The sequence below is a fragment of the Microbacterium sp. K24 genome (assembly GCF_004794465.1).
GTDB lineage: Bacteria > Actinomycetota > Actinomycetes > Actinomycetales > Microbacteriaceae > Microbacterium.
On the sequence record NZ_SSDJ01000156.1, the window covers coordinates 87624 to 110782 of the forward strand.

The window sequence follows — 23159 nt, forward strand, 5'->3', positions numbered from 1 at the left end:
GCGACGGATCAGTCGAGCAGGGCGTAGACGGCCTCGGGAGCGTCGGCGGGCGACGTCGCGAGGTCTTCGAACTCGTTCATCGTGTCGAGGTCGGCGCCCATCGCGATGTTCGTGACCCGCTCGAGGATGACCTCGACGACGACCGGCACCTGGAACTCGTCCTTCAGACGCTCAGCCTCGGCGAAGCCGGCCGCGAGGTCCTCCGGATGCTCGACGCGGATCGCCTTGCATCCGAGTCCTTCGGCGACCTTCACGTGATCGACGCCGTAGCCGACGGCCACGCTCGACGAGTCCTGCGGGGTGTTGATGTTGTCGAACGCGAGCGAGACCTCGTAGTCCATCTCGAACGGACGCTGCGACTGGCGGATCAGGCCGAGGTAGCTGTTGTTCACCACGACGTGGATGTACGGCAGCTTGTGCTGCGCGCCGACCGCGAGCTCCTCGATCATGAACTGGAAGTCGTAGTCGCCGCTCAGCGCGACGACCGGCTGCTCCGGCTTGCCGCGCACGACGCCGAGGGCGGCGGGCAGCGTCCAGCCGAGGGGTCCGGCCTGGCCGGCGTTGATCCACTGGCGCGGGCCGTAGACGTGCAGCAGCTGCGCGCCGGCGATCTGGGACAGCCCGATCGTGGTGACGTAGGTGGTGTCGTGGCCGAAGGCCGAGAGCATCTCCTGGTACACGCGGTGCGGCTTCATGGGAACGTTGTCGAAGTTCGTCTTGCGCTGCAGCTTCGCCTTGCGGCTGCGGCAGTCCTCGGCCCAGCCCAGGTAGTCGGGCAGCGCCTCGACGCGGTCCCGCGCGGCGGCGAGCAGCGCGTCGATGAACGCTCCGGCATCCGACACCACACCGTAGTCGGGCGCGAACACGCGGCCGATCTGCGTGGGCTCGATGTCGACGTGCACGAAGGTGCGGCCCTTGCGGTAGGTGTCGAGACCGCCGGTGTGGCGGTTCGCCCACCGGTTGCCGATGCCCAGCACGAAGTCCGACTCGAGGAAGCTCGCGTTGCCGTAGCGCTGCGAGGTCTGGATGCCCACGAGTCCCGCGGCGAGCGGGTGGTCGTCGGCGATCGCGCCCCAGCCCATCAGGGTGGGGACCACGGGCACGCCCAGGGTCTCGGCCAGCTCGACGAGCTTCTCGGACGCGCCGGAGTTGACGATGCCGCCACCGGCGACGATCAGCGGGTGGGCGGATGCCGTCAGCATGTCGAGCACCTTCTCGGCCTGCGCGCGCGTCGCGACCGGCTTCGCCACGGGGAGCGGCTCATAGGTGTCGATGTCGAACTCGATCTCGCCCATCTGCACGTCGAACGGCAGGTCGATGAGCACGGGGCCGGGGCGGCCGGAGCGCATGATCTGGAACGCGGTCTGGAACGCACCGGGAACCTGGGCCGCTTCGAGCACGGTCTTGGCGAACTTCGTGACCGGCTTCGCGATCGACGCGATGTCGACGGCCTGGAAGTCCTCCTTGTCGAGCTTCGCGACCGGCGCCTGGCCGGTGATGCAGAGGATCGGGATGGAGTCGGCGATCGCGGCGTAGAGCCCCGTGATCATGTCGGTGCCGGCGGGGCCGGACGTGCCGACGCAGATGCCGATGCGGCCGTCGCCCGTGCGGCTGTAGCCGTCGGCCATGTGCGAGGCCCCCTCGACGTGACGGGCGAGGGTGTGCCGGATGCCGCCGTGGGCACGCATCGCGGCGTAGAAGGGGTTGATCGCCGCTCCCGGCAGGCCGAACGCCTCGGTGGCGCCCTCCTTCACCAGGATCTGGCAGATCGCGTCGACTGCACGCATTCGAGTCATGAGAAGTCCTTGTTCTTTCGGTCGTTGGGCGAGCGAAGCGAGACGAAACGTCAGCCGCGGCCGGAGAGTTCGTTGGTGAGGGTGAAGAGCCCGGAGTGGTCGAGCGCACCGTCACCGCGGGCGACGAGGGCGTTCACGAGCTGTGCGACGGCGGCGCCGAGGGGGATGGTGACCCCGACGGAGCGGGCGGCGGCGGTGACGATGCCCAGATCCTTGTTGTGGAGGGCGAGACGGAATCCGGGGGCGAAGTCGCGGTCGAGCATCTTCTGCCCCTTCTGGTCGAGGACCTTGGAGCCGGCGAGACCACCGCCGAGCACCTTCAGCGCCGCGTCGGTGTCGACGCCGAATGCCTCGAGGAAGACGACGGCCTCACTGAGCGCCTGGATGTTCACGGCGACGATGAGCTGGTTGGCTGCCTTGACGGTCTGGCCGGCGCCCGCGGGGCCCACGTGCACGATGGTCTTGCCGATCGCGTTCAGGATCGGCTCCGCAGCCGCGAAGTGCTCGGGGGATCCGCCGACCATGATCGACAGCGCACCGTCGATGGCACCCTGCTCTCCTCCGGAGACCGGGGCGTCGACGGCACCGAAGCCGGCGGCCACGGCCTCTTCCGCGAGGGTCTTGGCGACGTCGGGGCGGATCGAGGAGTTGTCGATCCACAGGGCGCCGGCCTTGGCGTGGGCGAACACGCCGTCCCCGCCGCGGACGACTCCTTCGACGTCGGGAGAATCCGGGACCATGGTGAGGATGACGTCGGCATCCTTCACGGCATCCGCGATGCTGGATGCGCCGGTGCCGCCGGCCTCGACGAGCGCGTCGATGGGTTCCTGGCTGCGGTTGAATCCGGTCACGTCGTGGCCGGCCTTGACGAGGTTCTTGGCCATGGGGAGGCCCATGATGCCGAGTCCGATGATGGCGATGTTCGTCATGCCGTCGCTCCTTCGTGGTTCAGCCAGGCGAAGGCGTCCGCCTGGGTGGCTTTGTACTCGAGGCCGATGACCCCGGTGTATCCGCCGGCGCGGGCGGCGTCGAGCCACTCGGCCAGCGGCAGCTCGCCGGTGCCGGGCTCGCCGCGGCCGGGGGCGTCGGCGATCTGGATGTGGCCGAACTCGTCGGCGTGCTCGGCGATGACCGCGGCGACGTCGTCGCCGTTCACGGCGAGATGGTAGAAGTCGGCGAGCAGGCGGATGTTGTCGACGCCGTGCTCGTCACGGACGCGGTCGATGATCGCCAGCGCGTCGGCGGCCGTCTTGAGCGGGTACGCGTCCATGCCCGAGACCGGCTCGAGCAGCACGATGCCGCCGATCTTCGCCACGGCAGCTCCGGCGATCGCGAGGTTCTGCACCGCGAGGTCGTCCTGCGCCTGGGCGTCTGCACCCTCGATGCGGTTGCCGTAGAGGGCGTTGAAGGCCTTCGTGCCGAGACGCTCTCCGATTCCGACGACGATGTCGACGTTGGCCCGGAACTCGTCTTCGCGACCGATCCAGGAGACGAGACCCCGGTCACCCGCGGGCATGTCGCCGGCGAAGAAGTTGAGGCCGGTCAGCTGCACGCTGGCGTCCTGGATCGCGGCGACGAACGCATCGACCTCCTGCTGCGCGGGGACGGCCGAGGCGAACGGCCACCAGAACTCCACGGCGTCGAAGCCGGCAGCCTTGGCGGCCGCCGGACGCTCCAGGGTCGGCAGGTCGGTCAGCAGGATCGAGGCGTTCACGGTGTAGCTCATGGATTCATTCCTGATTTCGGATTGTGGAAGTAAAGTTTCTACTAGTGAAAAGAGTACGCGGAACTCCGCGGCGATGTCAACGGCATCCCCGCGGAGCGTCCGCGGCGTCAGGTGAGCCGGATCTGCCGGTTCATGTCCTTGTACAGCAGGTAGCGGAAGTCCTCGGGACCGCCCGCGTAGCAGGCCTGCGGGCAGAACGCACGCAGCAGCATGTAGTCGCCGGCCTCGACCTCGACCCAGTCGTCGTTCAGGCGGTAGACGGCCTTGCCCTGCAGCACGAACAGCCCGTGCTCCATGACGTGGGTCTCGGCGAACGGGATCGTGCCGCCGGGCTTGAACGTGACGATGTTCACCTGCATGTCGTGCGCGACGTCGCTCGCGTCGGAGAAGCGGGTGGTCGCCCACACGTCGTCGGTGTCGGGCATCGAGACCGGCTCGATGTCTCTGTCGCTCGTGACGAAGGATGCCGGTGCGTCGACGCCGTCGAGCCACTCGTAGGCCTTGCGGATCCAGTGGAAGCTCGTGATCTCGTCACCCTCGTTGGCGAGCGACCAGGTCGCTCCCGGTGCGAGGAACGCGTAGCCGCCCTCCTCGAGCACATGCCGCTGGCCCTCGAGGGTCAGCGTGAGGGTTCCCGTCGTGACGAACACGACGCCCTCGACACCGGCCTCGGCCTCGGGCTTCGTCGCCCCGCCCCCGGGACCGATCTCGACGATCAGCTGCGAGAACGTGGTGGCCGAGCTCGGCGTCGGCCGGGCGATGATCCAAGCGCGGGTGTTCGTGAAGCCGGGGAGGGTGCTGGTGACGATGTCGCGCAGCACGCCCTTCGGGATGACGGTGTACGCGAGCTTCACGACGGCGCGGTCGGTGAGCAGGGCGGACTGCGGGGGAAGCCCGCCGGTCGGCGTGAAATAGGTGTGCGTGCTCATGAGGTCTCCTCCTCGGATACGGCGAGCTTCGGGTGCGCGAGCCGGATCAGCTCCGCGGGAGCGGCGGCAGCGGCATCCCGCACCTCCGCCTCGGTGACGGCTCCGCACTCCAGGCCGCGCACGACGAAACGCGCGAGAGCCCGGGCGGTGGCCGGTTCGTCCATGATGGTCGCGTCGCTGCCGTGCAGGTAGTTGTCGAGGCGACGCGCGGCGGCGGCGAACCCCTCGCGGTAGAACGCGTATGTGGCGAGGTATCGGGTCGGCAGCTGAGCGGCGTGCAGGTCCCAGCCCTGGTAATAGCCGCGCTCGAGCGATCGCCGCACGAGGCGGGCGTGCAGCTGCCAGGCGCTGCGGACGTGATCCGGCTCCCCCACGGGGATGACGTTCGTCGACCCGTCGGACAGGCGCACGCCGGTCTCGGCGACGGCGACCTGCATCACCTGCTTCGCGTAGTCGGCAGCGGGATGCTCCATCGACTGATGCGCCGCGGCGATCTGCAGCGAGGCGCTGTAGTCGTAGGTGCCGTAGTGCAGCGCCGTGACGCGCCCCTGCGCGCGGTGCAGCAGCGTCGCGACCGGCACGGATCCGTCGGCGGCGATGATCAGCTGCGGCGTCTCCATCTGCACTTCGAACCGCAGGCGTCCGGGCGCGAGACCCAGCCGCTCCTCGAAGCGCTCGCAGAGCGCGACCATCGCCTCGACCTGCGCGACCGTGGTCACCTTGGGCAGCGTCAGCACGAGTCCGTCGGGCAGCGGGCCGGCGGCGGCGAGGGCCGTCAGGAACAGATCGAGAGTGCGGATGCCGCGGCGACGCGTCGGCGCCTCGAAGCACTTGAACCGGATGCCGATGAACGGCGGCGCACTCCCCGCAGCCACGGCCTCGGCCACGCGCTCCGCGGCGAGGATCGCATCGGCATCCTCCTCGGCGTCGGGTCGGGCTCCGTAGCCGTCTTCGAAGTCGAGGCGGAGGTCTTCGATCGGCTCGGTCCGCAGCTTCGCGTCGACGAGCGGCGCGAGTTCATCGGCGAGGTCGCCGAGGCCCACGGCATCCGCCACCGCCGCCGTGCCGCCGAACGCGGCGACGGCCGCAGCGGCGTCCGCGCCCCACCGCGCGGCCAGGTCGGGCGTGAACCGGTCGGCCGGAACGTAGAGAGTGTGCACCGGCTGCCTGCTGCCGTCATCGCCCGGATACGAGGTCGCGAGCAGCGCGTCGGTCGCCGCGAGCCGGGTGTCGATGTCGGCGAGGTCGTCGTCGCCCAGGGTCGTGGTGCGCGGATCGACGCTGGCGGCCACGGTGCTCACTCCTTGCTCGAGGCGACGGAAGCGGAGGAGGCGACGCGGACGATCGCCTCGGCCACCGCGCCGGCCACCAGCGGATCGAACACGCTGGGGATGATGAAGCTCGCGTTGAGCTCGTCGTCTCCCACGCGCGAAGCGATCGCCTCGGCGGCTGCGACCAGCATAGGCGCGGTGATGTCGGACACGCCCGCGTCGAGCAGGCCGCGGAAGACGCCGGGGAACGCCAGCACGTTGTTGATCTGGTTCGGGAAGTCGCTGCGGCCGGTCGCCACCACCGCGGCATGCTTCGACGCGACGATCGGGTCGACCTCGGGAGTCGGATTCGCCATCGCGAACACGATCGCGTCGTCGGCCATCGCGGCGATGTCGGCCTCGTCGAGGATGTTCGGCGCACTCACGCCGATGAACACGTCGGCGTCGACCATGGCCTCCTTCAGCGTGCCCTGGAAGCCGCGCGGGTTGGTGGTCGCCGCGATCTCGGTGCGGTGCGCGTCGGTGTACTCGGCACCGGCGTGGATCGCGCCGTCGCGGCCGCAGGCGACGATGTCGTGCGCTCCCTCGGCGAGCAGCAGCTGCACGATCGCGTTGCCGGCGGCGCCGACGCCGGAGACGACGATCCGCACGTCGCCGATCTTCTTGCCCACGACCTTGAGGGCGTTGCCGAGCGCCGCGAGGGTCACGATGGCGGTGCCGTGCTGGTCGTCGTGGAAGACCGGGATGTCGAGCTCTTCCCGCAGTCGCGCCTCGATCTCGAAGCAGCGGGGCGCCGCGATGTCTTCGAGGTTCACGCCGCCGTAGACCGGGGCGATGGCCTTGACGATCGAGATGATCTCCTCGGTGTCCTTGGTGTCGAGGCAGACCGGCCAGGCGTCGACGTTCGCGAACTGCTTGAACAGCGCGGCCTTGCCCTCCATCACCGGAAGGGCGGCCTCGGGTCCGATGTCGCCGAGGCCGAGCACGGCGGTGCCGTCGGTGACGACCGCGATGGTGTTGCGCTTGACGGTGAGCTGTCGCGCCTTGCTCTTGTCTTCGGCGATCGCCATGCAGACGCGGGCGACGCCGGGCGTGTACGCACGGGACAGGTCGTCGCGGTTGCGCAGCGGAACCCGCGGGACGACCTCGAGCTTGCCGCCGAGGTGCATCAGGAAGGTGCGGTCGCTGACGAGGCGCACCGTGACGCCGTCGAGCGCGTCGATCGCCGCGCGCACGCGCTCGGCGTGCTCCTCACCCGTGGTGTTGCAGGTCAGGTCGACGACGATCGTCTTCGGGTGCGACTCGACGACGTCGAGCGCGGTGACCGCCGCCCCCGCGTCGGCCGCAGCGGCCGCCAGCTCGCTGGTGACGCTGAAGTTCGAGGGAGCGTCGATCCGCAGCGTGATGGAGTTCCCGGGTCCCGGATTCGCCATGTTTCCTCCGTCTAAGTTTTCGTATCGTGGATTCTATTATCTACTCTATGGAACTTTGTGGCAAGCGCGGTAATCTTTGTGCGCGTCTGTTTCGACATGCCTCTCTCGCATGATGGAATGAACCAGACCCTGACGGAGGATCCGATGACCGATACCAAGCCCGCCAAGAGCGCCGGATCCGGCGTGCAGTCGGTCGAGCGCGTCTTCGAGCTCCTCGAGCTGGTGACCGACGCCGGCGGTGACGTGACGCTCAGCGAGCTCGCCGCCTCCACCGACCTGCCGCTGCCCACGATCCACCGGCTGCTGCGCACGCTCGTCTCGCTCGGATACGCGCGACAGCTGCCGAACCGTCGCTATGCGCTCGGGCCCAAGCTCATCCGCATCGGCGAAGGCGCCTCCCGGCAGTTCGGCGCCCTCGCCCGTCCGCAGCTCAAGCGCCTCGTCGACGACCTCGGCGAGAGCGCCAACATGGCCGTGCTCGACGGCGACATGGTCGTCTACGTCGCCCAGGTGCCGTCGCTGCACTCCATGCGCATGTTCACCGAAGTCGGCCGCCGCGCGAACCTGCACGACACCGGCGTCGGCAAGGCGATCCTGGCCCAGCTCCCCGACGAGACCGTACGCGGCATCGTCGGCCGCGCCGGGATGCCGACACCCACCGAGCACAGCATCGGCACGATCGACGACCTGCTCGCCGAGCTCGATCGCATCCGCGAGCGCGGCTACGCGATCGACGACCAGGAGCAGGAGATCGGCGTCCGCTGCTTCTCGATGGCCGTGCCCGACGCACCGACCCCGACCGCCGTCTCGGTGTCGGGGCCGATCTCGCGCGTCGACGAGGCCTTCGGCGGCCGAGCGGTTCCCCTGCTGCGACGGGCGGCCGAGGCGATCAGCGCCGAGTTGACCGCCTGACAGCATCCTCCGGCCCCGTCCGCACGGGCGTATCGGAGGGGATCTGCGCTCGGGAGGGCCGATTCTCGCATCCTCGTCCTCCGGAACGCAGATCTCCTCCCGAATCACTCCGCGTCCGACCCACTGGTCCCGGCGTTCACGTCGGACAGCCGGTAGCGCTCGGCCGCCTGCGCGGGGGCCGCGGCATCCACCTCCCCGCGTGCGGCGAGCAGCTGCAGCATCCGCACGACGATCGATGCCCCGTCGACCTTGAAGAAGCGTCGCGCCGCGGCCCGTGTGTCCGAGAACCCGAAGCCGTCGGCGCCGAGCGTCGCCCAGTCGTTGGGCACGAACTGGCGGATCTGGTCGGGCAGATCCTTGGCGTAGTCGCTGACGGCGACGATCGGCCCCTCGGCCCCGGCCAGCTGGGACTGCACGAAGGGGGTGCGGATGCCGCGCTCCGGATGCAGGAACGCCTCCTCTTCGGCCGCGACGGCGTCGCGGCGCAGCTCGGTCCACGAGGTGACCGACCACACGTCGGCGGCGACACCCCAGTCGGCGGCGAGGAGCTCCTGCGCCTCGAGCGCCCAGGTGACGCCGATACCCGACGCCAGCAGCTGCGCGCGCGGCCCCTCACCCGTGGCGGGCGCGATGCGGTGGATGCCGCCCAGGATGCCGGTGATGTCGACCCCTTCGGGCTCGGCCGGCTGCACGATCGGCTCGTTGTAGACCATGAGGTTGTAGATGCGGTCGCGGTCGGTCGAGTCCGGGCCGTACATCCGCTCGATGCCGGCGCGCATGATGTGGCCGATCTCGTAGCCGAACGCGGGGTCGTAGGTGACCACGGCCGGGTTGGTGGCGGCGAGCAGCGGAGAATGGCCGTCGGCGTGCTGCAGCCCTTCTCCGGTCAGCGTGGTGCGCCCCGCGGTGGCCGAGATGAGGAAGCCGCGGGTCATCTGGTCGGCCGCCGCCCACAGCGAGTCGCCGGTGCGCTGGAATCCGAACATCGAGTAGAAGACGTACACGGGGATCAGCGGCACGCCGTGCGTGGCGTATGCCGTACCCGCCGCGGTGAATGCCGCGATGGATCCGGCCTCGTTGATGCCGACGTGCACGATCTGCCCCGACGTCGACTCCTTGTACGAGAGCACGATGTCGCGGTCGACGGCCAGATAGTTCTGGCCCTTCGGGTTGTAGATCTTCGCGGTGGGGAAGAACGCGTCCATCCCGAAGGTGCGGGCCTCGTCGGGGATGATCGGCACGATCCGCCTGCCGAACTCCGGGTCGCGCATGAGGTCCTTCAGCACACGGACGAACGCCATCGTCGTCGCCGCCTGCTGCTTGCCCGAGCCGCGGGCCGCAACCTCGTAGGCCTTCGGGTCGGGCAGCGCGATCGCCGCGTGCTCGGGCCGACGCTCCGGCACGAAGCCGCCGAGCGCGCGGCGACGTTCCTGCAGGTACGCGATCTCCGGGGCGTCGGCGCCCGGGTGGTAGTACGGCGGCAGGTACGGGTCGGCCTCGAGCTGCGCATCGGTGATCGGCACGCGGAGATGGTCGCGGAAGTCCTTGAGGTCCTGCAGCGTCAGCTTCTTCATCTGGTGCGTCGCGTTGCGCGCCTCGAAACGCTGACCCAGCCCGTAGCCCTTCACGGTCTTCACGAGGATGACCGTGGGCCGGCCGTTGTGCGCGAGCGCCTGCTGATACGCGGCGTACACCTTGCGGTAGTCGTGGCCGCCGCGCCGGAGGTGCCAGATGTCGTCATCGCTGAGGCCGTCGACCAGCGCGCGCGCCCGACGGTCGCGACCGAAGAAGTTCTCGCGGATGAATGCTCCGGACTCGGCCTTGTAGGTCTGGAAGTCGCCGTCGACCGTCGTGTTCATGATGTCGACGAGCGCGCCGTCCTGATCGCGCGCGAGCAGGTCGTCCCACTCCCGGCCCCAGATCACCTTGATCACGTTCCACCCCGCACCGCGGAAGAAGCCCTCCAGCTCCTGGATGATCTTGCCGTTGCCGCGGACCGGTCCGTCGAGCCGCTGCAGATTGCAGTTCACGACGAAGGTGAGGTTGTCGAGCCCCTCGTTCGCGGCGAGCTGCAGCAGCCCGCGCGACTCCGGCTCGTCCATCTCGCCGTCGCCGAGGAACGCCCAGACATGCTGCTCCGAGGTGTCCGTGAGGCCACGCCCCTGCAGGTAGCGGTTCGACTGCGCCTGGTAGATCGCGTTCATCGGGCCGATGCCCATTGATACCGTCGGGAACTCCCAGAACTCCGGCATCAGCCGCGGATGCGGGTACGACGACAGTGCGTGCCCTTCGCGCGACTTCTCCTGGCGGAAGCCGTCGAGGTCCTCTTCGCCGAGCCGGCCCTCGAGGAAGGCGCGGGCGTAGATGCCGGGCGAGGCGTGTCCCTGGAAGTAGATCTGGTCGCCGCCGCCGGGGTGATCCTTGCCGCGAAAGAAGTGGTTGAAGCCGACCTCGTACAGCGTCGCCGCCCCGGCATACGTCGAGATGTGACCGCCGACCCCGATGCCCGGACGCTGGGCGCGGTGCACCATGACCGCCGCGTTCCAGCGCATCCAGGCGCGATAGCGCCGCTCCAGCTCCTCGTCGCCGGGGTACGCCGGCTCGTCGGCGGCGTCGATCGTGTTCACGTAGTCGGTGGTCACGGCCCCCTCTGCCGTCGAGACCGGATCCGCGCGGAGGCCGGCGCGATCGACGAGGGTCCGCACGATGTGCGCGCCGCGACCGGTGCCGCGCTCGCTGATGAGCGCGTCGAGGGATTCGAGCCACTCGGCGGTCTCCTCGGGATCGAGGTCGGCGGATGTGACGGCGGAGTCGCGAGTGTCGGTCACGGTACGGCCTTTCTTGTTAGATGGAGGGGTCTGCCTCACCGGCGAGCGGCGTGGGCAGCGGATCAGATTCGGGAGGTGTCGGCATGAGCGGACGCACAGCCGTCGTGACAGGTGCAGGTTCGGGGATCGGCCGCGCGGTCGCCCGTGCCCTGCTCGAGGCGGGCTTCCGGGTGGCGCTCGCCGGCCGGCGGGAAGACGCCCTGCTCGAGACGGCCGCGGGTCACCCCGACGCCCTCGTCGTGCCCACCGATGTGACCGTCGAGTCCGAGGTCGAGGCGCTGTTCGCCCGCACGGTGGCCGAATGGGGCCGGGTGGACGTGCTGTTCAACAATGCCGGGGTCTTCGGCCCGACGGCATCCGCGGCGGAGATCTCGCTCGCCGACTGGCAGAGGACGCTCGACGTGAACGTCACCGGGTCGCTGCTCTGCGCAGGCGCGGCGATGCGCACGATGATCGCGCAGCAGCCCTCCGGCGGCCGCATCATCAACAACGGATCGATCTCGGCGCACGTGCCCCGACCGCTTTCCGTCGCCTACACGGTGAGCAAGCACGCGATCAGCGGACTGACGAAGTCGATCGACCTCGACGGCCGCGCGCACGGCATCTCGTGCGGCCAGATCGACATCGGCAACGCCCGCACGTCGATCATGACTGACCTGGGTGTGGGCTCCGGTGCCCTGCAGCCCGACGGCTCGCGGCGGGTGGAGCCGACCTTCGACGTGGCGGATGCCGCGCGTGCGGTGCTGTTCATGGCGCAGCTGCCCGCCGATGCGAACGTCTCGACGCTGACGGTCGCGGCATCCGGCATGCCGTTCGGGGCCAGGGGCTGACACGTTCGTCAGCGCCTCGATCCGCCGCGCAGCGTTCGGATCACATCGGTCTTCACGGCCCGGACGGGGCTGGCCGCGAACACCGAGGGGTCCTCGGGAGTGCCCCTCGTGAAGTGGTTGAACACGAGGTTCAGCACGATCGCCATGATCGCGGCCGAGCTGATGCCCGATCCGAAGATCACCTGGAACCAGGTCGGGAAGTTCATGTAGATGTCGTGGTTGACCTCGGGCAGCACGCCGAACGACAGGGAGGCGGCCACGATGATGAGGTTCATGTTGCCGTCGTACTTCACCTTCGAGAGCGTGCGGATGCCGCTGGCGGTCACGGTGCCGAACAGCACGAGGCCGGCGCCCCCGAGGACGGCCGTGGGCACGGCTGCGACGACCCGGCCGAGGATCGGGGTCAGGCCGAGGACGATGAGGATGACGCCGCCGGCCGCCACGGCGTAGCGGCTCTTGATCTTCGTCACGGCGACGAGTCCGACGTTCTGGGCGAACGCGCTCTGCGTGAACGAGTTGAAGATCGGGGAGATCGCGCTCGACACCATGTCGGCGCGGAGACCTGCGGCGATCCGCTTGCGGTCGACCTTCGAGCCGGTGATCTCGGCGACGGCGATGATGTCGGCCGTCGTCTCGGTGAGGATCACCAGCACGACGATCGTCATCGACACGATCGCGGCGAGGTCGAACGTCGGCACTCCGAACGCGAACGGCGTCGGGAACGCGAAGACCGGACCGTCGAGCACCGTGGAGAAGTCCGCGCGACCGATGACGGCCGCGAAGATCGTGCCGACGACCATGGCGATGAGGATCGACAGGCGGGAGATGGTCGCGTTGCCGAGCTTGCTCAGCAGCATGATGACCAGCAGCGTGAATCCGGCGATGCCGACGAACACCGGATCGGCGTAGGTCGGCGCCTCGGGGTCGGCCCCGGTGATCCAGCGCGCCGCCACCGGCACGAGCGACAGTCCGATCATCGTGATGACCGTGCCCGTCACGACGGGCGGGAAGAAGCGCACGATGTGCGCGAAGAACGGTGCGACCACCAGCCCGATCAGCGAGGCGACGATCACCGCGCCGAACACGGCGGGGAGGCCGCTGCCCTGATTGACGATCGCGAGCATGGTCGCGACGCCGGCGAACGAGACGCCCTGCACGAGCGGCAGCTGCGAGCCGAAGAACGGGATGCCGAGGGTCTGCAGCAGCGTCGCGAGGCCGCCCATGAACAGGCAGGCGGCGACCAGCACGCCGACCTCGGCCGACGTGAGCCCGGCCGCGGCGCCGATGATGAGCGGGGGCGCGATGATGCCGCCGTACATCGTCAGCACGTGCTGGAGCCCGAACATGAAGGCGGTTCCGGCACCGAGGCGTTCATCCTCGGGCCGGCGCGATCCGGTCGTGGTCTTCTGGGGGTTGCGAGATGCAGTCATTCGGGGACCTCCTTGTCCGGACCCGCTTTTCGGGGTGGGCGTATCGGGCGATGGGCATGCGGTTCGTGGGCATGGTGAACAGCGGGGTGAGCCCGGTGCGTCGGAGACGGGCTCACCCCTGGTCGGAATGGATCAGGTGCGACTCAGGTGCGACTCAGCAGAAGCCGGGCACGCTGTCCCACACGCGGTGGTCGGCATCCGCTCCATCACGGAGGAACGACGCCTCGATCAGGCCGTACGGCCGGTCGGCCGCGTAGAACACCTCGTTCGGGTTCTCCAGGCCGAACGGCGACAGGTCGACGACGAAGTGGTGGCTGTTCGGGGTGGAGAAGCGGATCTCGTCGATCTCCTCGTGCGCTTCGAGAACAGCCTCGGCCATGTCGTGCAGCGTGTTCTGCAGGGCGTACGAGTAGTTGGCCGAGAAGCCCTCGAGCAGGAGGCGGCGCACGTCGGCGAACACCTCGTTGAAGTCGATGTCGGTGCGGTTGTAGCGCCACTTCGCCGTGACCGAGGTTGCGAGGATGCGGTCGGTCGTCTCCTTCAGTGTCGTGTACCGGTCCTTCGGGTAGCCGACGAATCCGCTCTCGGTCGACTTGAGGACCTTGAGGTCCGTCAGCCCGGCGATGATCGTGGTCTGCTCGCCGTCGATCTCGACGAGGGCGGTCCGGGTCTCGGTGCCGCCGCGCACGAACGAATGGTCGTGGCCCTGGCCATCGACGTCGATGCGCTGCCAGGTGTACTGGTCGGCCTCCCAGCGTCCGCCGGTCACCCAGTCGAACTCGCCGGTGAAGTGGCGCCCGAGACGCAGCAGGTACTCCTCGGGGCTGCCGATGCCGTCCTTCGCGAAGGCGTAGACCGTGTTCTTCTGCGTGTCGGTCGCGACGACGTTGGTGTTGTCGCCGGTGAAGTGCGCGTCGGCGAAGTCGCCGCGCAGCTGTGAGGTGACGTTGAGATCCTCGATCTCGTGGCGGGCGGTGTCGCGCGTGACCCGCACGACGCGGACCTCGGCCTTGCCGTACTGGTTCTTGCCCAGGGTGATGGTCGTCATGTTCTTCTCAGCTTCCTCGGTAAGTGGAATAGGCGAACGGGCTGAGCAGCAGCGGCACGTGGTAGTGCGCCTGCGCAGTGTCGACCAGGAAGGTCAGCACCACCTCCGGGAAGAAGGTGTCCGTTTCGATGCCGGCGAAGTAGGTCCCCGTGTCGAACCGGAGGCGGTACGCACCGCTCTCCAGCCGTTCGGGGCCCAGGTCTTTCACCCGTCCGTCGGCATCGGTGAGGCCCGTACCGATCCCGACCCATCCGTCGCCGTCTCGGGCCTCGAGTACGACGGCGACGCCGGGCGCAGGACGCCCGATCGATGTGTCCAGGATGTGGGTGGTCACGTGAGAGACGCTCATGCGCGTGCTCCTTCTGTCTCGATGGCTCCGGCGAGGCGCAGGGCCGCGATCTCGCGCAGCTGCTGGTCGATGACCGCCAGTTCCTCTTCGGGGGTGTTGCCGAGCCGCTGCTGCAGCAGGGCGAGGATGTCGTCGGCGGATCGCCCGGCGGCACGGACGAGGAAGACGCGGTCGAAGGTCTCCTCGTAGGCACGGTTGCCCGCGGCCAGAGCGTCGGCCGCCGAGGCGTCGACGCCGGACTGCTCGCTGCGGGCGTGGGCAGCCTCAGCGCTCTGCCCTTCGGCGCGTTCGCCGATGCGCGGGTGATGCGCCAGCGCCCGGTCGATCTCGTCGGCGGTGAGCGGCGCCGCGACCTGCGCAGCGGCATCCGTGAGCGCCTCGATCGAGGCGTACGGCCGGCCGTCGACGATCGCGTCGTACCAGCGGGGAATGTCCAGTGCGGGTTTCACGACGTCGACAGCGGCGTCGCGAGTGCGGGAGTTGAACTCCGTGAGCAACATCTTCGATCCTCAGCACATGCTGGCATCCGGCGCGTAAGACTATACGGATCACTTCCCGAGAGAAGCACCACTTCCGTATGCCGGAACTGTTATTTCAGCATGCGTAACCAGTCTGCGGATCGCAGACCGAGTTGTCAACCCTTCATACACCGAGTTCGTCGCGAAGGCGAGCGACGTGCCCCGTCGGGTCGACGCCGTACTCGGCCCGCTGCACGACGCCGTCTCCATCCAGCACGAAGGTCGAGCGGATGACACCCTCAAACGTGCGGTCCCCCACGGTCTTCTCGCCCCAGGCGCCCCACGCGCGGGCGGTGGCGGCATCCGTGTCGGCGAGGAGCGGGAAGGTCAGCCCCTCGGCGTCGGCGAACGCGCGGATGTCGGCGACCTCATCGGGCGAGACGCCGAGCACGGCGTAACCGGCCGCAGCCAGCGACGAGAGGTTGTCGCGGAAGTCGCACGCCTCTGTCGTGCAGCCGGGAGTCGCGGCCTTCGGGTAGAAGTACACGACGACGCTCTTGCCGCGGTAGTCGGCGAGCGCTGTCTCGGCGCCGTCGGCGTCAGAGAGGCGGAAGTCGGGTGCGGTGTCGCCGGCGGCGAGTCGTTCGGTCATGATCGCTCCATTCATTGATTCCGCATTGCGGAACTCAAGTTCTGTATGACGAGAGTGTATCGCGAAGGGCATCCCAGATCGCCGCCGCGACCTCACCCTTGGAGCCCGCTGCGGCCCCCGCGATCACTCCCGACGGGCCGAGGATCTGCACGGCGTTGTCGCCGCTCTCGAACCCGTGCTCCCAGCCGACCTCGTTGACGACCAGCACGTCCACGCCCTTGCGCTGCTGCTTGCGGCGCGCGCGATCGAACAGCTCCTCCTGGTTCTGCGGCGTCTCGGCCGCGAAGCCCACGACGAGCTGGCCCGGACGCCGTGCCGCCGCGAGCGACGCGACGATGTCCTCGTTCTCGACCAGCTCGATCGGCGGGATGCCGCCACCCTCCTTGGTGAGCTTGCGCTCGGATACCGCGACCGGGCGGTAGTCGGCGACGGCCGCCGCCATCACCACGACATCGGCGTCGGCGGCCGCTTCCCTCATCGCGACGGCGAGATCGGCCGCGGAGCCAGCGGGCACGATACGGATCGACGGATGCTGCGCCCCGGCGAGCACATCACCGGAGACGTTCGCGGCCACGAGCACCACCGCGGCGCCGCGCGCGGCCGCCTCGGCGGCGAGCGCCGCCCCCTGCCTGCCGCTCGAACGGTTGCCGAGGAACCGGACGGGATCGATCGGCTCCCGCGTGCCGCCGGCCGACACGACCACGCGCAATCCGTCGAGATCGCGCGGAGCGAGCAGCTGCTGCGCGGCGGCGAAGATCTCCTCGGGCTCCGACATCCGTCCCGGCCCGCTGTCGCCGCCGGCGAGCTCGCCGTTGGCCGGACCGACGATGTGCACGCCGCGGCTGCGGAGCGTCTCGATGTTCGCCCGGGTCGCCGGATGCCGCCACATCTCGGCGTGCATGGCCGGAGCGATGAGCACAGGGGCCTCGGTGGCGAGCAGGGTCGTGCCGAACAGGTCGTCGGCGAGACCGGCCGTCATCTTCGCGATCGAGTTGGCCGTGGCGGGGGCGACGATCACGAGCTCGGCCGCCTGCCCGAGGGCGACGTGGCGCACCTTGGCGACGTCGTCGTGCACGCTCGTCGTCACCGGATGCCGGCTGATCGCCTCCCACGTGGGGGTGCCGACGAAGCGCAGGGCGTCTTCCGTCGGCACCACCGTCACATCGTGCCCTGCCTTGACCAGCAGGCGCACGAGGTGCACGGTCTTGTACGCGGCGATGCCGCCGGTTACCGCCACGACGATGTTCACCCTCCGATTCTGCCCCAGCATCCCCGCCCCGGGGGCACGACCTAGACTGGCCACCGTGTGCACGGTCGTGATCGATGTGGCGGATGCCGGAAACGCGCGGCTGCTGGCGGTGCGCGATGAAGACCCGGAGCGGGACTGGGATGCCCTGGGTCCCTGGTGGCCGGAGCAGTACCCCGGCGTGATCGGCATCCGTGATCGTCGCGCGGGCGGCGCCTGGCTGGCGGTGAATCCCGACGAGCGCCGGCTCGCAGTCCTGCTGAACCGCGAGGACGTGGGCGGCCTTCCCCTGGACCGAGCGGTGTCCCGTGGGACGCTGGCGCTCGAATCCGTCGCGGGGCGCTCCCCCGAGGCGCCGCTTCCGATGCACGGCTTCAACCTGCTCGAGGTGCGGCCGGAAGGCGCACGCGTGCTCAGCTGGGACGGTGCCGCCCTGCGCACGACCCCCATCGAGCCGGGGACGCACATGATCGCGCACGACGACCTCGACGACCCGGCCACCCCGCGCATCTCAGCGTGGCTTCCGGAGTTCCGGGCGCTAGGGCCTGCCGCGGAGGACGCGCACTGGGTCGATTCGTGGCTCGCCCTGCTCGCGGCATCCGCCCGCCTGTCTCCTGAAGACGATCGTGCGATCATCCGCGACAACCGCCCGCACGGCTATCCGACGCAGTCGCTGCTGTACGCCACCGCCTCCGTCACCCCCGCCGGTGTCGAGGTGCGCGACCACACCCTCCCCCGCCCCGGCCACTGGTCCTGACCCGGAGCCGCACCACCTCTTGACGCGATGCGGCGATCGTCATACTCTTTTCGTAAAGCAGAACTTCCTTTCCATATTGTGGAATGTGAGAGCAGGCGAGAGAAGGACTGAGGTGACCATCATGCTGACCCCCGAGATCGCACCCGCGGCAGACGACGCGACCGAAGAGCGGTCGATCGTCCACATCGATCCCGACTTCTACGTCCCCTCGCACGGCGAGCGCGGGAACAGCTACGTCCGCGCGTTCCGCATCCTCTTCCCGAAGGCGACCTGAACGGCACGGCTTCCTGCGGTCGATGATCGGACTCGATCATCGATGGAGGCTACTTCTGCCGACCCGCGTCGGTGCCGTACCGGTCCTCGAAAGCGCGCACCTTGCGGCGATAGTCGAACAACAACTTCACGCCGTACAACGCGAGCGCCAGAGAGAAGATGAGGACGATCCAATCGAGAACTTTGGTGGCGTCAAGTCCTACGACCCGGAGCGCGGCCAGTGCGCCCCAGCCGATCATCATGAACAGCGCAGTCAGACGCAAGCGTCCGAGCGCGAGCCGCTGCTGAATCAGCGACGGGGTCGGCTCAGCCTCGGGCATGCTCACGGCTTGGCCCGTTTCCGAGGTTCGTCGGCTGCGGAATCTCCCACAGATTCGCTCATGAAGAGAGCATAGGCCGGAAGGACCCGGTGATCATCTGCAGCAAGGCCGGCATCGCGCCAGCTCAGTCAGACGACCCCGCACCCTCCTCGGCCGCCGCCTCGTCGATCAGTTGCAGCATCCGCGCCGCGACGCTGACCGCGATCACGGCCGGCTGCTTGCCGGCGACCTCGGGCACGCCGATCGGAGTGACGACCCGCGCCAGGTCACTCTCCCCATGACCGAGCTCGTCGAGCTTCTTGCGGAACCGCGCCCACTTCGACGACGAGCCGATCAGCCCGATCGAGGCGATGCCGTCGGTCCGCAGCGACATGTCGACCACGGCGAGGTCCTCGACGTGGTCGTGGGTCATCACGAGCACGTGCGAGCTCTGAGGGAGCCCGGCCAGCGCCGACTCCGGCACCGGCGCGAGAGTGACGTGGATCCTCGCGACGCTGTCGGCGAAGACGCCGCTCTCGCCGGGCACCCCGATCCGCTCCGCCGCGAGCATCTCCGGTCGTGAATCGATGAGATGCAGCTCGACCTCGTGCCGGGCGAGGATGCGCGCGAGCTCGAGCCCCACGTGCCCCATCCCGAAGATCGCGATGCTGGGTATCACTCGCACCGGTTCGAGCATGATCGTGACCTCTCCTCCGCAGCACTGCACACCGTACTCGGTGACCGCCTTGTCGCTGAGCGTCAGCACCAGCAGCTCGGGTTCCGCCGATCCCGCGGCGAGCATCGCCCTCGCGCGGTCGACGGCCGTCGCCTCGAGGTTGCCTCCTCCGACCGTGCCGAACACCGCGTCGGGAGAGACGACCATCTTGGCACCCCCGTTTCGCGGTGCATGCCCGCGCACCAGCGCGAGCGTGACGATCACCGCGGGCGTGCGCGCGGAGCGCAACGCCTGCAGCGCATCGACCCAGTCCATATCGCGTCCCGGTCAGATCGAGGCGAGGAGTTCCGGCTCGGGCGCCCTGACGGCCTCCGCTGCCTGCTGCGCGCTGCGGATGGCCCAGAACACGGCCTCCGGCGTCGCCGGCGACCGCAGTTCGACCATGTGCCCCGCGGGAGCGAACTCCCCGACCGCCTGACGGAGCGCCTCACGTGCACTGAAAGCCAGCATGAAGGGCGGCTCTCCGACGGCCTTCGATCCATACACGGCACCGTCTTCGCGGGCGTTCTCGAACAGGCGCACGTGGAACTGCTCCGGCATCTCCGAGAAGCTCGGCAGCTTGTAGGTCGACGCGGACTGGGTCTGCAGACGGCCACGGTTCGGTCCGTCGCTCTCGTCCCAGCGCAGCTCTTCCAGGGTCAGCCAGCCGACGCCCTGCACGTACGCGCCCTCGATCTGCCCGATGTCGAGCATCGGCGACAGCGAGTCACCCACGTCGTGGATGATGTCGACGCGGCGCACGCTGTACAGCCCGGTGAACTCGTCGACCTCGACCTCGGTCGCCGCAGCGCCGTAGGAGAAGTACTTGAACGGCGAGCCCTGCATGATCTCCGGGTTCCAGTGCAGGCCCTCGGTGCGGTAGTACCCGGCGGCGAAGAGCTGCACGCGCTGGAGGTACGCGGCGTTCGCGACCTCGGCGAACGTGAGGCGCTGCGACAGGTTGCCGAAGGCCGTGACGTACCCGCCTTCGAAGACGACATCGCGCTCGTCGGCGTTCAGCAGGCGACCGGCGACCGCCGCCATCCGCCCACGGATCTGCTCGCAGGCGTTCTTGACCGCGCCGCCGTTGAGATCGGTGCCCGACGAAGCCGCCGTGGCGGAGGTGTTGGGCACCTTGTCGGTGCGGGTGGGGGCGAGCCGCACCTGATGCAGCTCGAGCCCGAGCGCGGTGGCCGCGACCTGCATCATCTTCGTGTGCAGGCCCTGGCCCATCTCTGTGCCGCCGTGGTTGATCAGCACCGACCCGTCCTTGTAGACGTGCACGAGCGCTCCGGCCTGATTGAAGGCGGCGAAGTTGAACGAGATCCCGAACTTGATGGGCGTGAGGGCCAGCGCGCGCTTGATGTGCGGGCTGCGGGCGTTGAACGCGGCGATCTCCGCGCGGCGCTCCTCGACATCGGCCTCCTCGCGCAGCTCGCTCCAGATGGCGCCCATGCGCGGAGCGTCCTTCACGAGCTGACCGTAGGGGGTCGTGTGACCGGCCTGGTAGAAGTTCTTCTCGCGGAGCTCGATCGGGTCGATGCCGAGCGCCGGGGCGACGCGACCGAGGATGTCCTCGATCAGGAAGACGCCCTGCGGTCCGCCGAAGCCGCGGAACGCGGTGTTGGACGCCTTGTTGGTCTTCGCGATGCGGCCGTAGGCGTGCACGTTCGGGATCCAGTACGCGTTGTCGAGGTGGCACAGCGCACGGCCGAGCACGGGCTCGGACAGGTCGAGACTCCACCCGCCGTCGCAGGTGAGCACGGCATCCAGTCCCTGCAGCATCCCGTCGGCGTCCAAGCCGACCTTCCACGAGATGTGGAACGGATGCCGCTTGCCCGTCATCGTGATGTCCTGCGTGCGGTTCAGGCGCAGGCGCACGGGACGACCGGTCAGCTTCGCGCCGAGCGCGGCGATCGCGGCGAGGCCGTGCGGCTGCATCTCCTTGCCGCCGAACGCGCCGCCCATGCGCAGCGACTGCACGGTCACCTCGCTCGAGGTGATCCCGAGCACGTGCGCGATGATCTCCTGCGTCTCGGACGGATGCTGCGTCGAGCACTGCACGAAGTACTGGCCCTCGGAGTCGCGGATCGCGAGCGAGGCGTGCGTCTCGAGGTAGAAGTGCTCCTGGCCGCCGAACTCGGTGACGCCCTCGAAGACGTGCACGGCGGAGGAGAGGGCGGATGCCGCATCGCCACGCTGCACGGTGCGGGCGATCCCCTGGTAGGACTCGGCGTCGATCGCGTCCTGCACCGTGATCAGCGACGGCAGCGGCTCGTACTCGACGGTCACGCGCTCCGCGCCGAGGCGTGCCGCCTCCTGCGTCTCGCCGAGCACCCATACGAGCGCGTGCCCGTAGAACATCGCCTCGCTGGGGAAGAGGGGCTCGTCGTGCTTGATGCCCGCGTCGTTGATGCCGGGAACATCGTCGGCGGTCAGCACACGGACGACGCCGGGCACCTCGTAGGCACCGGAGACGTCGATGGTGACCTTCGCGTGGGCGTTCGTCGACTGCACGGGCCACGCCGTCAGAACACCGGCGGTGTGGGCGGCGAGGTCGTCGGTGTACATGGCGGCGCCGGTGACGTGGAGGGCCGCACTCTCGTGCGCGGCCCGGTGTCCCACGATCGGGTTGGCCGGTCGGTCGGCGAGAGCACTCATGCCGACACCTCCTTCGAGCTGATGACCGTCGTGCTGTAGAGCTTGAGCAGCGCGGTGTTGAGCATGAGCGAGCGGTAGTCCGCGCTCGCGCGGTGGTCCGACATCGGGGTGCCCTCCGTGCCCAGCACCTCGGATGCCGCGCGCACGGTGGCGATGTTCCACGGACGGCCGATCAGCGCCTCCTCGGTGGCTGTCGCACGGAGCGGTGTGGCGGCGACGCCGCCGAGTCCGATCCTCGCCCCGGTCACGATCCCGTCCTCGATGTCGAGCGCGAAGGCGATCGCCACACTGGAGATGTCGTCGAAGCGCCGTTTGGCGATCTTCTGGAAGGCCGTCACAGGCGCGAGCGGCAGAGGAATGCGCACGGCGCGGATCAGCTCGTCGGGGCGGCGGATCGTCTGCCGGTAGCCGGTGAAGTACTCCGACAGCTCGACCTCCCGCTCCCCCTCGGCGGATGCCAGGACGAGCCGGGCGCCGAGAGCGAGCAGTGCGGGCGGGCTGTCGCCGATCGGAGAGCCGGTACCGAGGTTGCCGCCGAACGTGGCGCGGTTGCGGATCAACCGGGACGCGAACTGCGGCAGCAGCTGAGCCAGCAGCGGCACCGCGCCGTCGAGGCGCTTCTCGATCTCGGAGAGCGGGAGCGCCGCTCCGATCTCGAGGACGTCATCGGTGTGATGCAGGGTCCGGAGCTCGTCGAGCTGCTCGATCGCGATCACGAGCGGTGCCCGGCGGCCGCGGATGTTCACCTCGACGCCCCAGTCGGTGGAGCCCGCCACGAGCAGAGCACCCGGCTCGTCACGCAGCAGACGCAGCGCCTCGTCGAGGGAGGCCGGGCGCAGGAACCGCGCCCCGTCGACCTCGGCATCCGTCGGGACGGCGGCGGGAGCCGGTGCCGCGAGTCGCTGCTGCAGCGGGTCGTCCTCCTGCGGCTCACCCAGCGTGTACGCGGCGTCGCGGATCGGGCGGTACCCGGTGCAGCGGCAGAGGTTGCCGCTGAGCGCGTGCAGGTCGAAGCCGTTCGGCCCGTGCTCTGCATCGTGCGAGGGGATGCCGTCGTCGTGCCCGGTACCCCCTTCGGCCGGGGTGCTCTCGACGGGCGTGCGGGCGGAGCGGTAGTACTCTCCCGCCATGCTGCACGCGAAGCCGGGGGTGCAGTAGCCGCACTGCGATCCGCCGGCCTCGGCCAGCTTCTCCTGCACCGGATGCAGGGCGTCCGGCGACCCGAGCCCCTCCGCGGTCACGATCTCCTGACCGTTGAGCGCATAGACCGGCACGAGGCACGCGTTGACGGGGGTCCACTCGGTGCCGCCGTCCGGAGTCGGCGTCGCGAGCAGCATCGCGCAGGCGCCGCACTCGCCCTCGGCGCAGCCTTCCTTGCTGCCCGAGAGGCCGGTGTCGCGCAGCCAGTCGAGGGCCGTGGTGTGGGCGGCGGTCCCGTCGAGCGAGCGCACCCGTCCGTTGACGTTCACGGCGATGTCGCTCGCGGTGATGTCCGTCGCGGTGATGTCGTTCATGATGTCGGTCATTGTCGAACTCCTCAGTACAG

Annotated in this window: 21 protein-coding genes; 4 read left to right on the plus strand and 17 right to left on the minus strand. The window is 69.2% G+C overall.

The window, feature by feature from the left end; all coding sequences use genetic code 11:
- Positions 1–8 precede the first annotated feature (8 nt).
- The 6 genes from gcl to DW306_RS20840 all read right to left on the minus strand — a co-directional run bounded on the left by gcl (position 9) and on the right by DW306_RS20840 (position 7155).
- A complete protein-coding gene (gene gcl / locus DW306_RS20815; RefSeq protein ID WP_136057489.1) occupies positions 9–1796 on the minus strand; it encodes a glyoxylate carboligase in 1788 nt (595 codons plus the stop codon).
- Positions 1797–1846: 50 nt separating this feature from the next.
- Positions 1847–2725, minus strand: coding sequence for a 2-hydroxy-3-oxopropionate reductase (locus DW306_RS20820; protein WP_136057490.1), 879 nt, complete (start codon positions 2723–2725; stop codon positions 1847–1849).
- The gene (locus DW306_RS20825; RefSeq protein WP_136057491.1) at positions 2722–3522 is read right to left on the minus strand and encodes a TIM barrel protein; all 801 of its coding nucleotides are present in this window, start codon (positions 3520–3522) and stop codon (positions 2722–2724) included. Before DW306_RS20825 ends, DW306_RS20820 begins: the two co-directional genes overlap by 4 nt.
- 107 nt (positions 3523–3629) lie before the next feature.
- Complete coding sequence (locus tag DW306_RS20830) at positions 3630–4451, minus strand: bifunctional allantoicase/(S)-ureidoglycine aminohydrolase (protein WP_136057492.1); 822 nt, start codon at positions 4449–4451, stop codon at positions 3630–3632.
- Positions 4448–5743, minus strand: a complete 1296-nt coding sequence (locus DW306_RS20835; RefSeq protein WP_240747297.1) for an aldolase/citrate lyase family protein — start codon at positions 5741–5743, stop codon at positions 4448–4450. Before DW306_RS20835 ends, DW306_RS20830 begins: the two co-directional genes overlap by 4 nt.
- A 5-nt stretch (positions 5744–5748) precedes the next feature.
- Positions 5749–7155 carry an NAD-dependent malic enzyme gene (locus DW306_RS20840; RefSeq protein WP_136057493.1) on the minus strand — a complete coding sequence of 469 codons (1407 nt, stop codon included), beginning with the start codon at positions 7153–7155 and terminating at the stop codon, positions 5749–5751.
- A 144-nt stretch (positions 7156–7299) separates the two neighbouring features.
- On the opposite strand from DW306_RS20840, the gene DW306_RS20845 reads away from it, so the two are divergent.
- Entirely contained in the window at positions 7300–8067 is a 768-nt protein-coding gene (locus DW306_RS20845) for an IclR family transcriptional regulator (protein ID WP_136057494.1), read from the plus strand.
- A gap of 104 nt (positions 8068–8171) precedes the next feature.
- On the opposite strand, the gene aceE is transcribed toward DW306_RS20845, so the two are convergent.
- Positions 8172–10895, minus strand: a complete 2724-nt coding sequence (gene aceE, locus DW306_RS20850) for a pyruvate dehydrogenase (acetyl-transferring), homodimeric type (RefSeq protein WP_136057495.1) — start codon at positions 10893–10895, stop codon at positions 8172–8174.
- 83 nt (positions 10896–10978) lie between these two features.
- Here aceE and DW306_RS20855 point away from each other — a divergent pair, with 83 nt between their 5' ends.
- Positions 10979–11725 (plus strand): SDR family oxidoreductase, encoded by a 747-nt coding sequence (locus tag DW306_RS20855; RefSeq protein ID WP_136057496.1) that lies wholly within the window; start codon positions 10979–10981, stop codon positions 11723–11725.
- A gap of 8 nt (positions 11726–11733) precedes the next feature.
- Here the strand turns inward: DW306_RS20855 and DW306_RS20860 are convergent, their stop codons facing one another.
- The 6 genes from DW306_RS20860 to coaBC all read right to left on the minus strand — a co-directional run bounded on the left by DW306_RS20860 (position 11734) and on the right by coaBC (position 16911).
- Positions 11734–13155 (minus strand): nucleobase:cation symporter-2 family protein, encoded by a 1422-nt coding sequence (locus DW306_RS20860; protein ID WP_136057497.1) that lies wholly within the window; start codon positions 13153–13155, stop codon positions 11734–11736.
- 154 nt (positions 13156–13309) lie between these two features.
- The gene (gene pucL / locus DW306_RS20865) at positions 13310–14203 is read right to left on the minus strand and encodes a factor-independent urate hydroxylase (protein WP_136057498.1); all 894 of its coding nucleotides are present in this window, start codon (positions 14201–14203) and stop codon (positions 13310–13312) included.
- Between the two features lie 7 nt (positions 14204–14210).
- Positions 14211–14552 (minus strand): hydroxyisourate hydrolase, encoded by a 342-nt coding sequence (gene uraH / locus DW306_RS20870; RefSeq protein WP_116633739.1) that lies wholly within the window; start codon positions 14550–14552, stop codon positions 14211–14213.
- Positions 14549–15052, minus strand: a complete 504-nt coding sequence (gene uraD, locus DW306_RS20875) for a 2-oxo-4-hydroxy-4-carboxy-5-ureidoimidazoline decarboxylase (RefSeq protein WP_136057499.1) — start codon at positions 15050–15052, stop codon at positions 14549–14551. Before uraD ends, uraH begins: the two co-directional genes overlap by 4 nt.
- Before the next feature lie 142 nt (positions 15053–15194).
- The gene (gene bcp / locus DW306_RS20880) at positions 15195–15662 is read right to left on the minus strand and encodes a thioredoxin-dependent thiol peroxidase (RefSeq protein ID WP_136057500.1); all 468 of its coding nucleotides are present in this window, start codon (positions 15660–15662) and stop codon (positions 15195–15197) included.
- A 34-nt stretch (positions 15663–15696) separates the two neighbouring features.
- Entirely contained in the window at positions 15697–16911 is a 1215-nt protein-coding gene (gene coaBC / locus DW306_RS20885; RefSeq protein ID WP_136057501.1) for a bifunctional phosphopantothenoylcysteine decarboxylase/phosphopantothenate--cysteine ligase CoaBC, read from the minus strand.
- A 55-nt stretch (positions 16912–16966) separates the two neighbouring features.
- On the opposite strand from coaBC, the gene DW306_RS20890 reads away from it, so the two are divergent.
- Together DW306_RS20890 and DW306_RS21430 are read left to right on the plus strand one after the other, a co-directional pair.
- Positions 16967–17665 (plus strand): NRDE family protein, encoded by a 699-nt coding sequence (locus DW306_RS20890; protein ID WP_205814225.1) that lies wholly within the window; start codon positions 16967–16969, stop codon positions 17663–17665.
- Positions 17666–17777: 112 nt separating this feature from the next.
- Entirely contained in the window at positions 17778–17939 is a 162-nt protein-coding gene (locus DW306_RS21430; protein ID WP_168429399.1) for a hypothetical protein, read from the plus strand.
- 49 nt (positions 17940–17988) lie between these two features.
- On the opposite strand, the gene DW306_RS20895 is transcribed toward DW306_RS21430, so the two are convergent.
- From DW306_RS20895 to DW306_RS20910, 4 genes are all read right to left on the minus strand, one after another.
- The gene (locus tag DW306_RS20895; protein WP_136057503.1) at positions 17989–18258 is read right to left on the minus strand and encodes a hypothetical protein; all 270 of its coding nucleotides are present in this window, start codon (positions 18256–18258) and stop codon (positions 17989–17991) included.
- A gap of 124 nt (positions 18259–18382) precedes the next feature.
- Positions 18383–19228, minus strand: coding sequence for a xanthine dehydrogenase accessory protein XdhC (xdhC, locus tag DW306_RS20900; protein WP_136057504.1), 846 nt, complete (start codon positions 19226–19228; stop codon positions 18383–18385).
- A gap of 12 nt (positions 19229–19240) precedes the next feature.
- A complete protein-coding gene (gene xdhB / locus DW306_RS20905) occupies positions 19241–21613 on the minus strand; it encodes a xanthine dehydrogenase molybdopterin binding subunit (RefSeq protein ID WP_136057505.1) in 2373 nt (790 codons plus the stop codon).
- A complete protein-coding gene (locus DW306_RS20910) occupies positions 21610–23139 on the minus strand; it encodes an FAD binding domain-containing protein (RefSeq protein WP_240747298.1) in 1530 nt (509 codons plus the stop codon). The genes xdhB and DW306_RS20910 overlap by 4 nt, the downstream gene beginning before the upstream one ends.
- Between the last annotated feature and the right edge of the window lie 20 nt (positions 23140–23159).

Coding starts and splice junctions, on each gene's coding strand:
- gcl (WP_136057489.1), bottom strand. CDS start 1,796: ATGACTCGAATGCGTGCAGTCGACGCGATCTGCCAGATCCTGGTGAAG.
- DW306_RS20820 (WP_136057490.1), bottom strand. CDS start 2,725: ATGACGAACATCGCCATCATCGGACTCGGCATCATGGGCCTCCCCATG.
- DW306_RS20825 (WP_136057491.1), bottom strand. CDS start 3,522: ATGAGCTACACCGTGAACGCCTCGATCCTGCTGACCGACCTGCCGACC.
- DW306_RS20830 (WP_136057492.1), bottom strand. CDS start 4,451: ATGAGCACGCACACCTATTTCACGCCGACCGGCGGGCTTCCCCCGCAG.
- DW306_RS20840 (WP_136057493.1), bottom strand. CDS start 7,155: ATGGCGAATCCGGGACCCGGGAACTCCATCACGCTGCGGATCGACGCT.
- DW306_RS20845 (WP_136057494.1), top strand. CDS start 7,300: ATGACCGATACCAAGCCCGCCAAGAGCGCCGGATCCGGCGTGCAGTCG.
- DW306_RS20855 (WP_136057496.1), top strand. CDS start 10,979: ATGAGCGGACGCACAGCCGTCGTGACAGGTGCAGGTTCGGGGATCGGC.
- DW306_RS20860 (WP_136057497.1), bottom strand. CDS start 13,155: ATGACTGCATCTCGCAACCCCCAGAAGACCACGACCGGATCGCGCCGG.
- pucL (WP_136057498.1), bottom strand. CDS start 14,203: ATGACGACCATCACCCTGGGCAAGAACCAGTACGGCAAGGCCGAGGTC.
- uraH (WP_116633739.1), bottom strand. CDS start 14,552: ATGAGCGTCTCTCACGTGACCACCCACATCCTGGACACATCGATCGGG.
- uraD (WP_136057499.1), bottom strand. CDS start 15,052: ATGTTGCTCACGGAGTTCAACTCCCGCACTCGCGACGCCGCTGTCGAC.
- bcp (WP_136057500.1), bottom strand. CDS start 15,662: ATGACCGAACGACTCGCCGCCGGCGACACCGCACCCGACTTCCGCCTC.
- DW306_RS20895 (WP_136057503.1), bottom strand. CDS start 18,258: ATGCCCGAGGCTGAGCCGACCCCGTCGCTGATTCAGCAGCGGCTCGCG.
- xdhC (WP_136057504.1), bottom strand. CDS start 19,228: ATGGACTGGGTCGATGCGCTGCAGGCGTTGCGCTCCGCGCGCACGCCC.
- xdhB (WP_136057505.1), bottom strand. CDS start 21,613: ATGAGTGCTCTCGCCGACCGACCGGCCAACCCGATCGTGGGACACCGG.
- DW306_RS20910 (WP_240747298.1), bottom strand. CDS start 23,139: ATGACCGACATCATGAACGACATCACCGCGACGGACATCACCGCGAGC.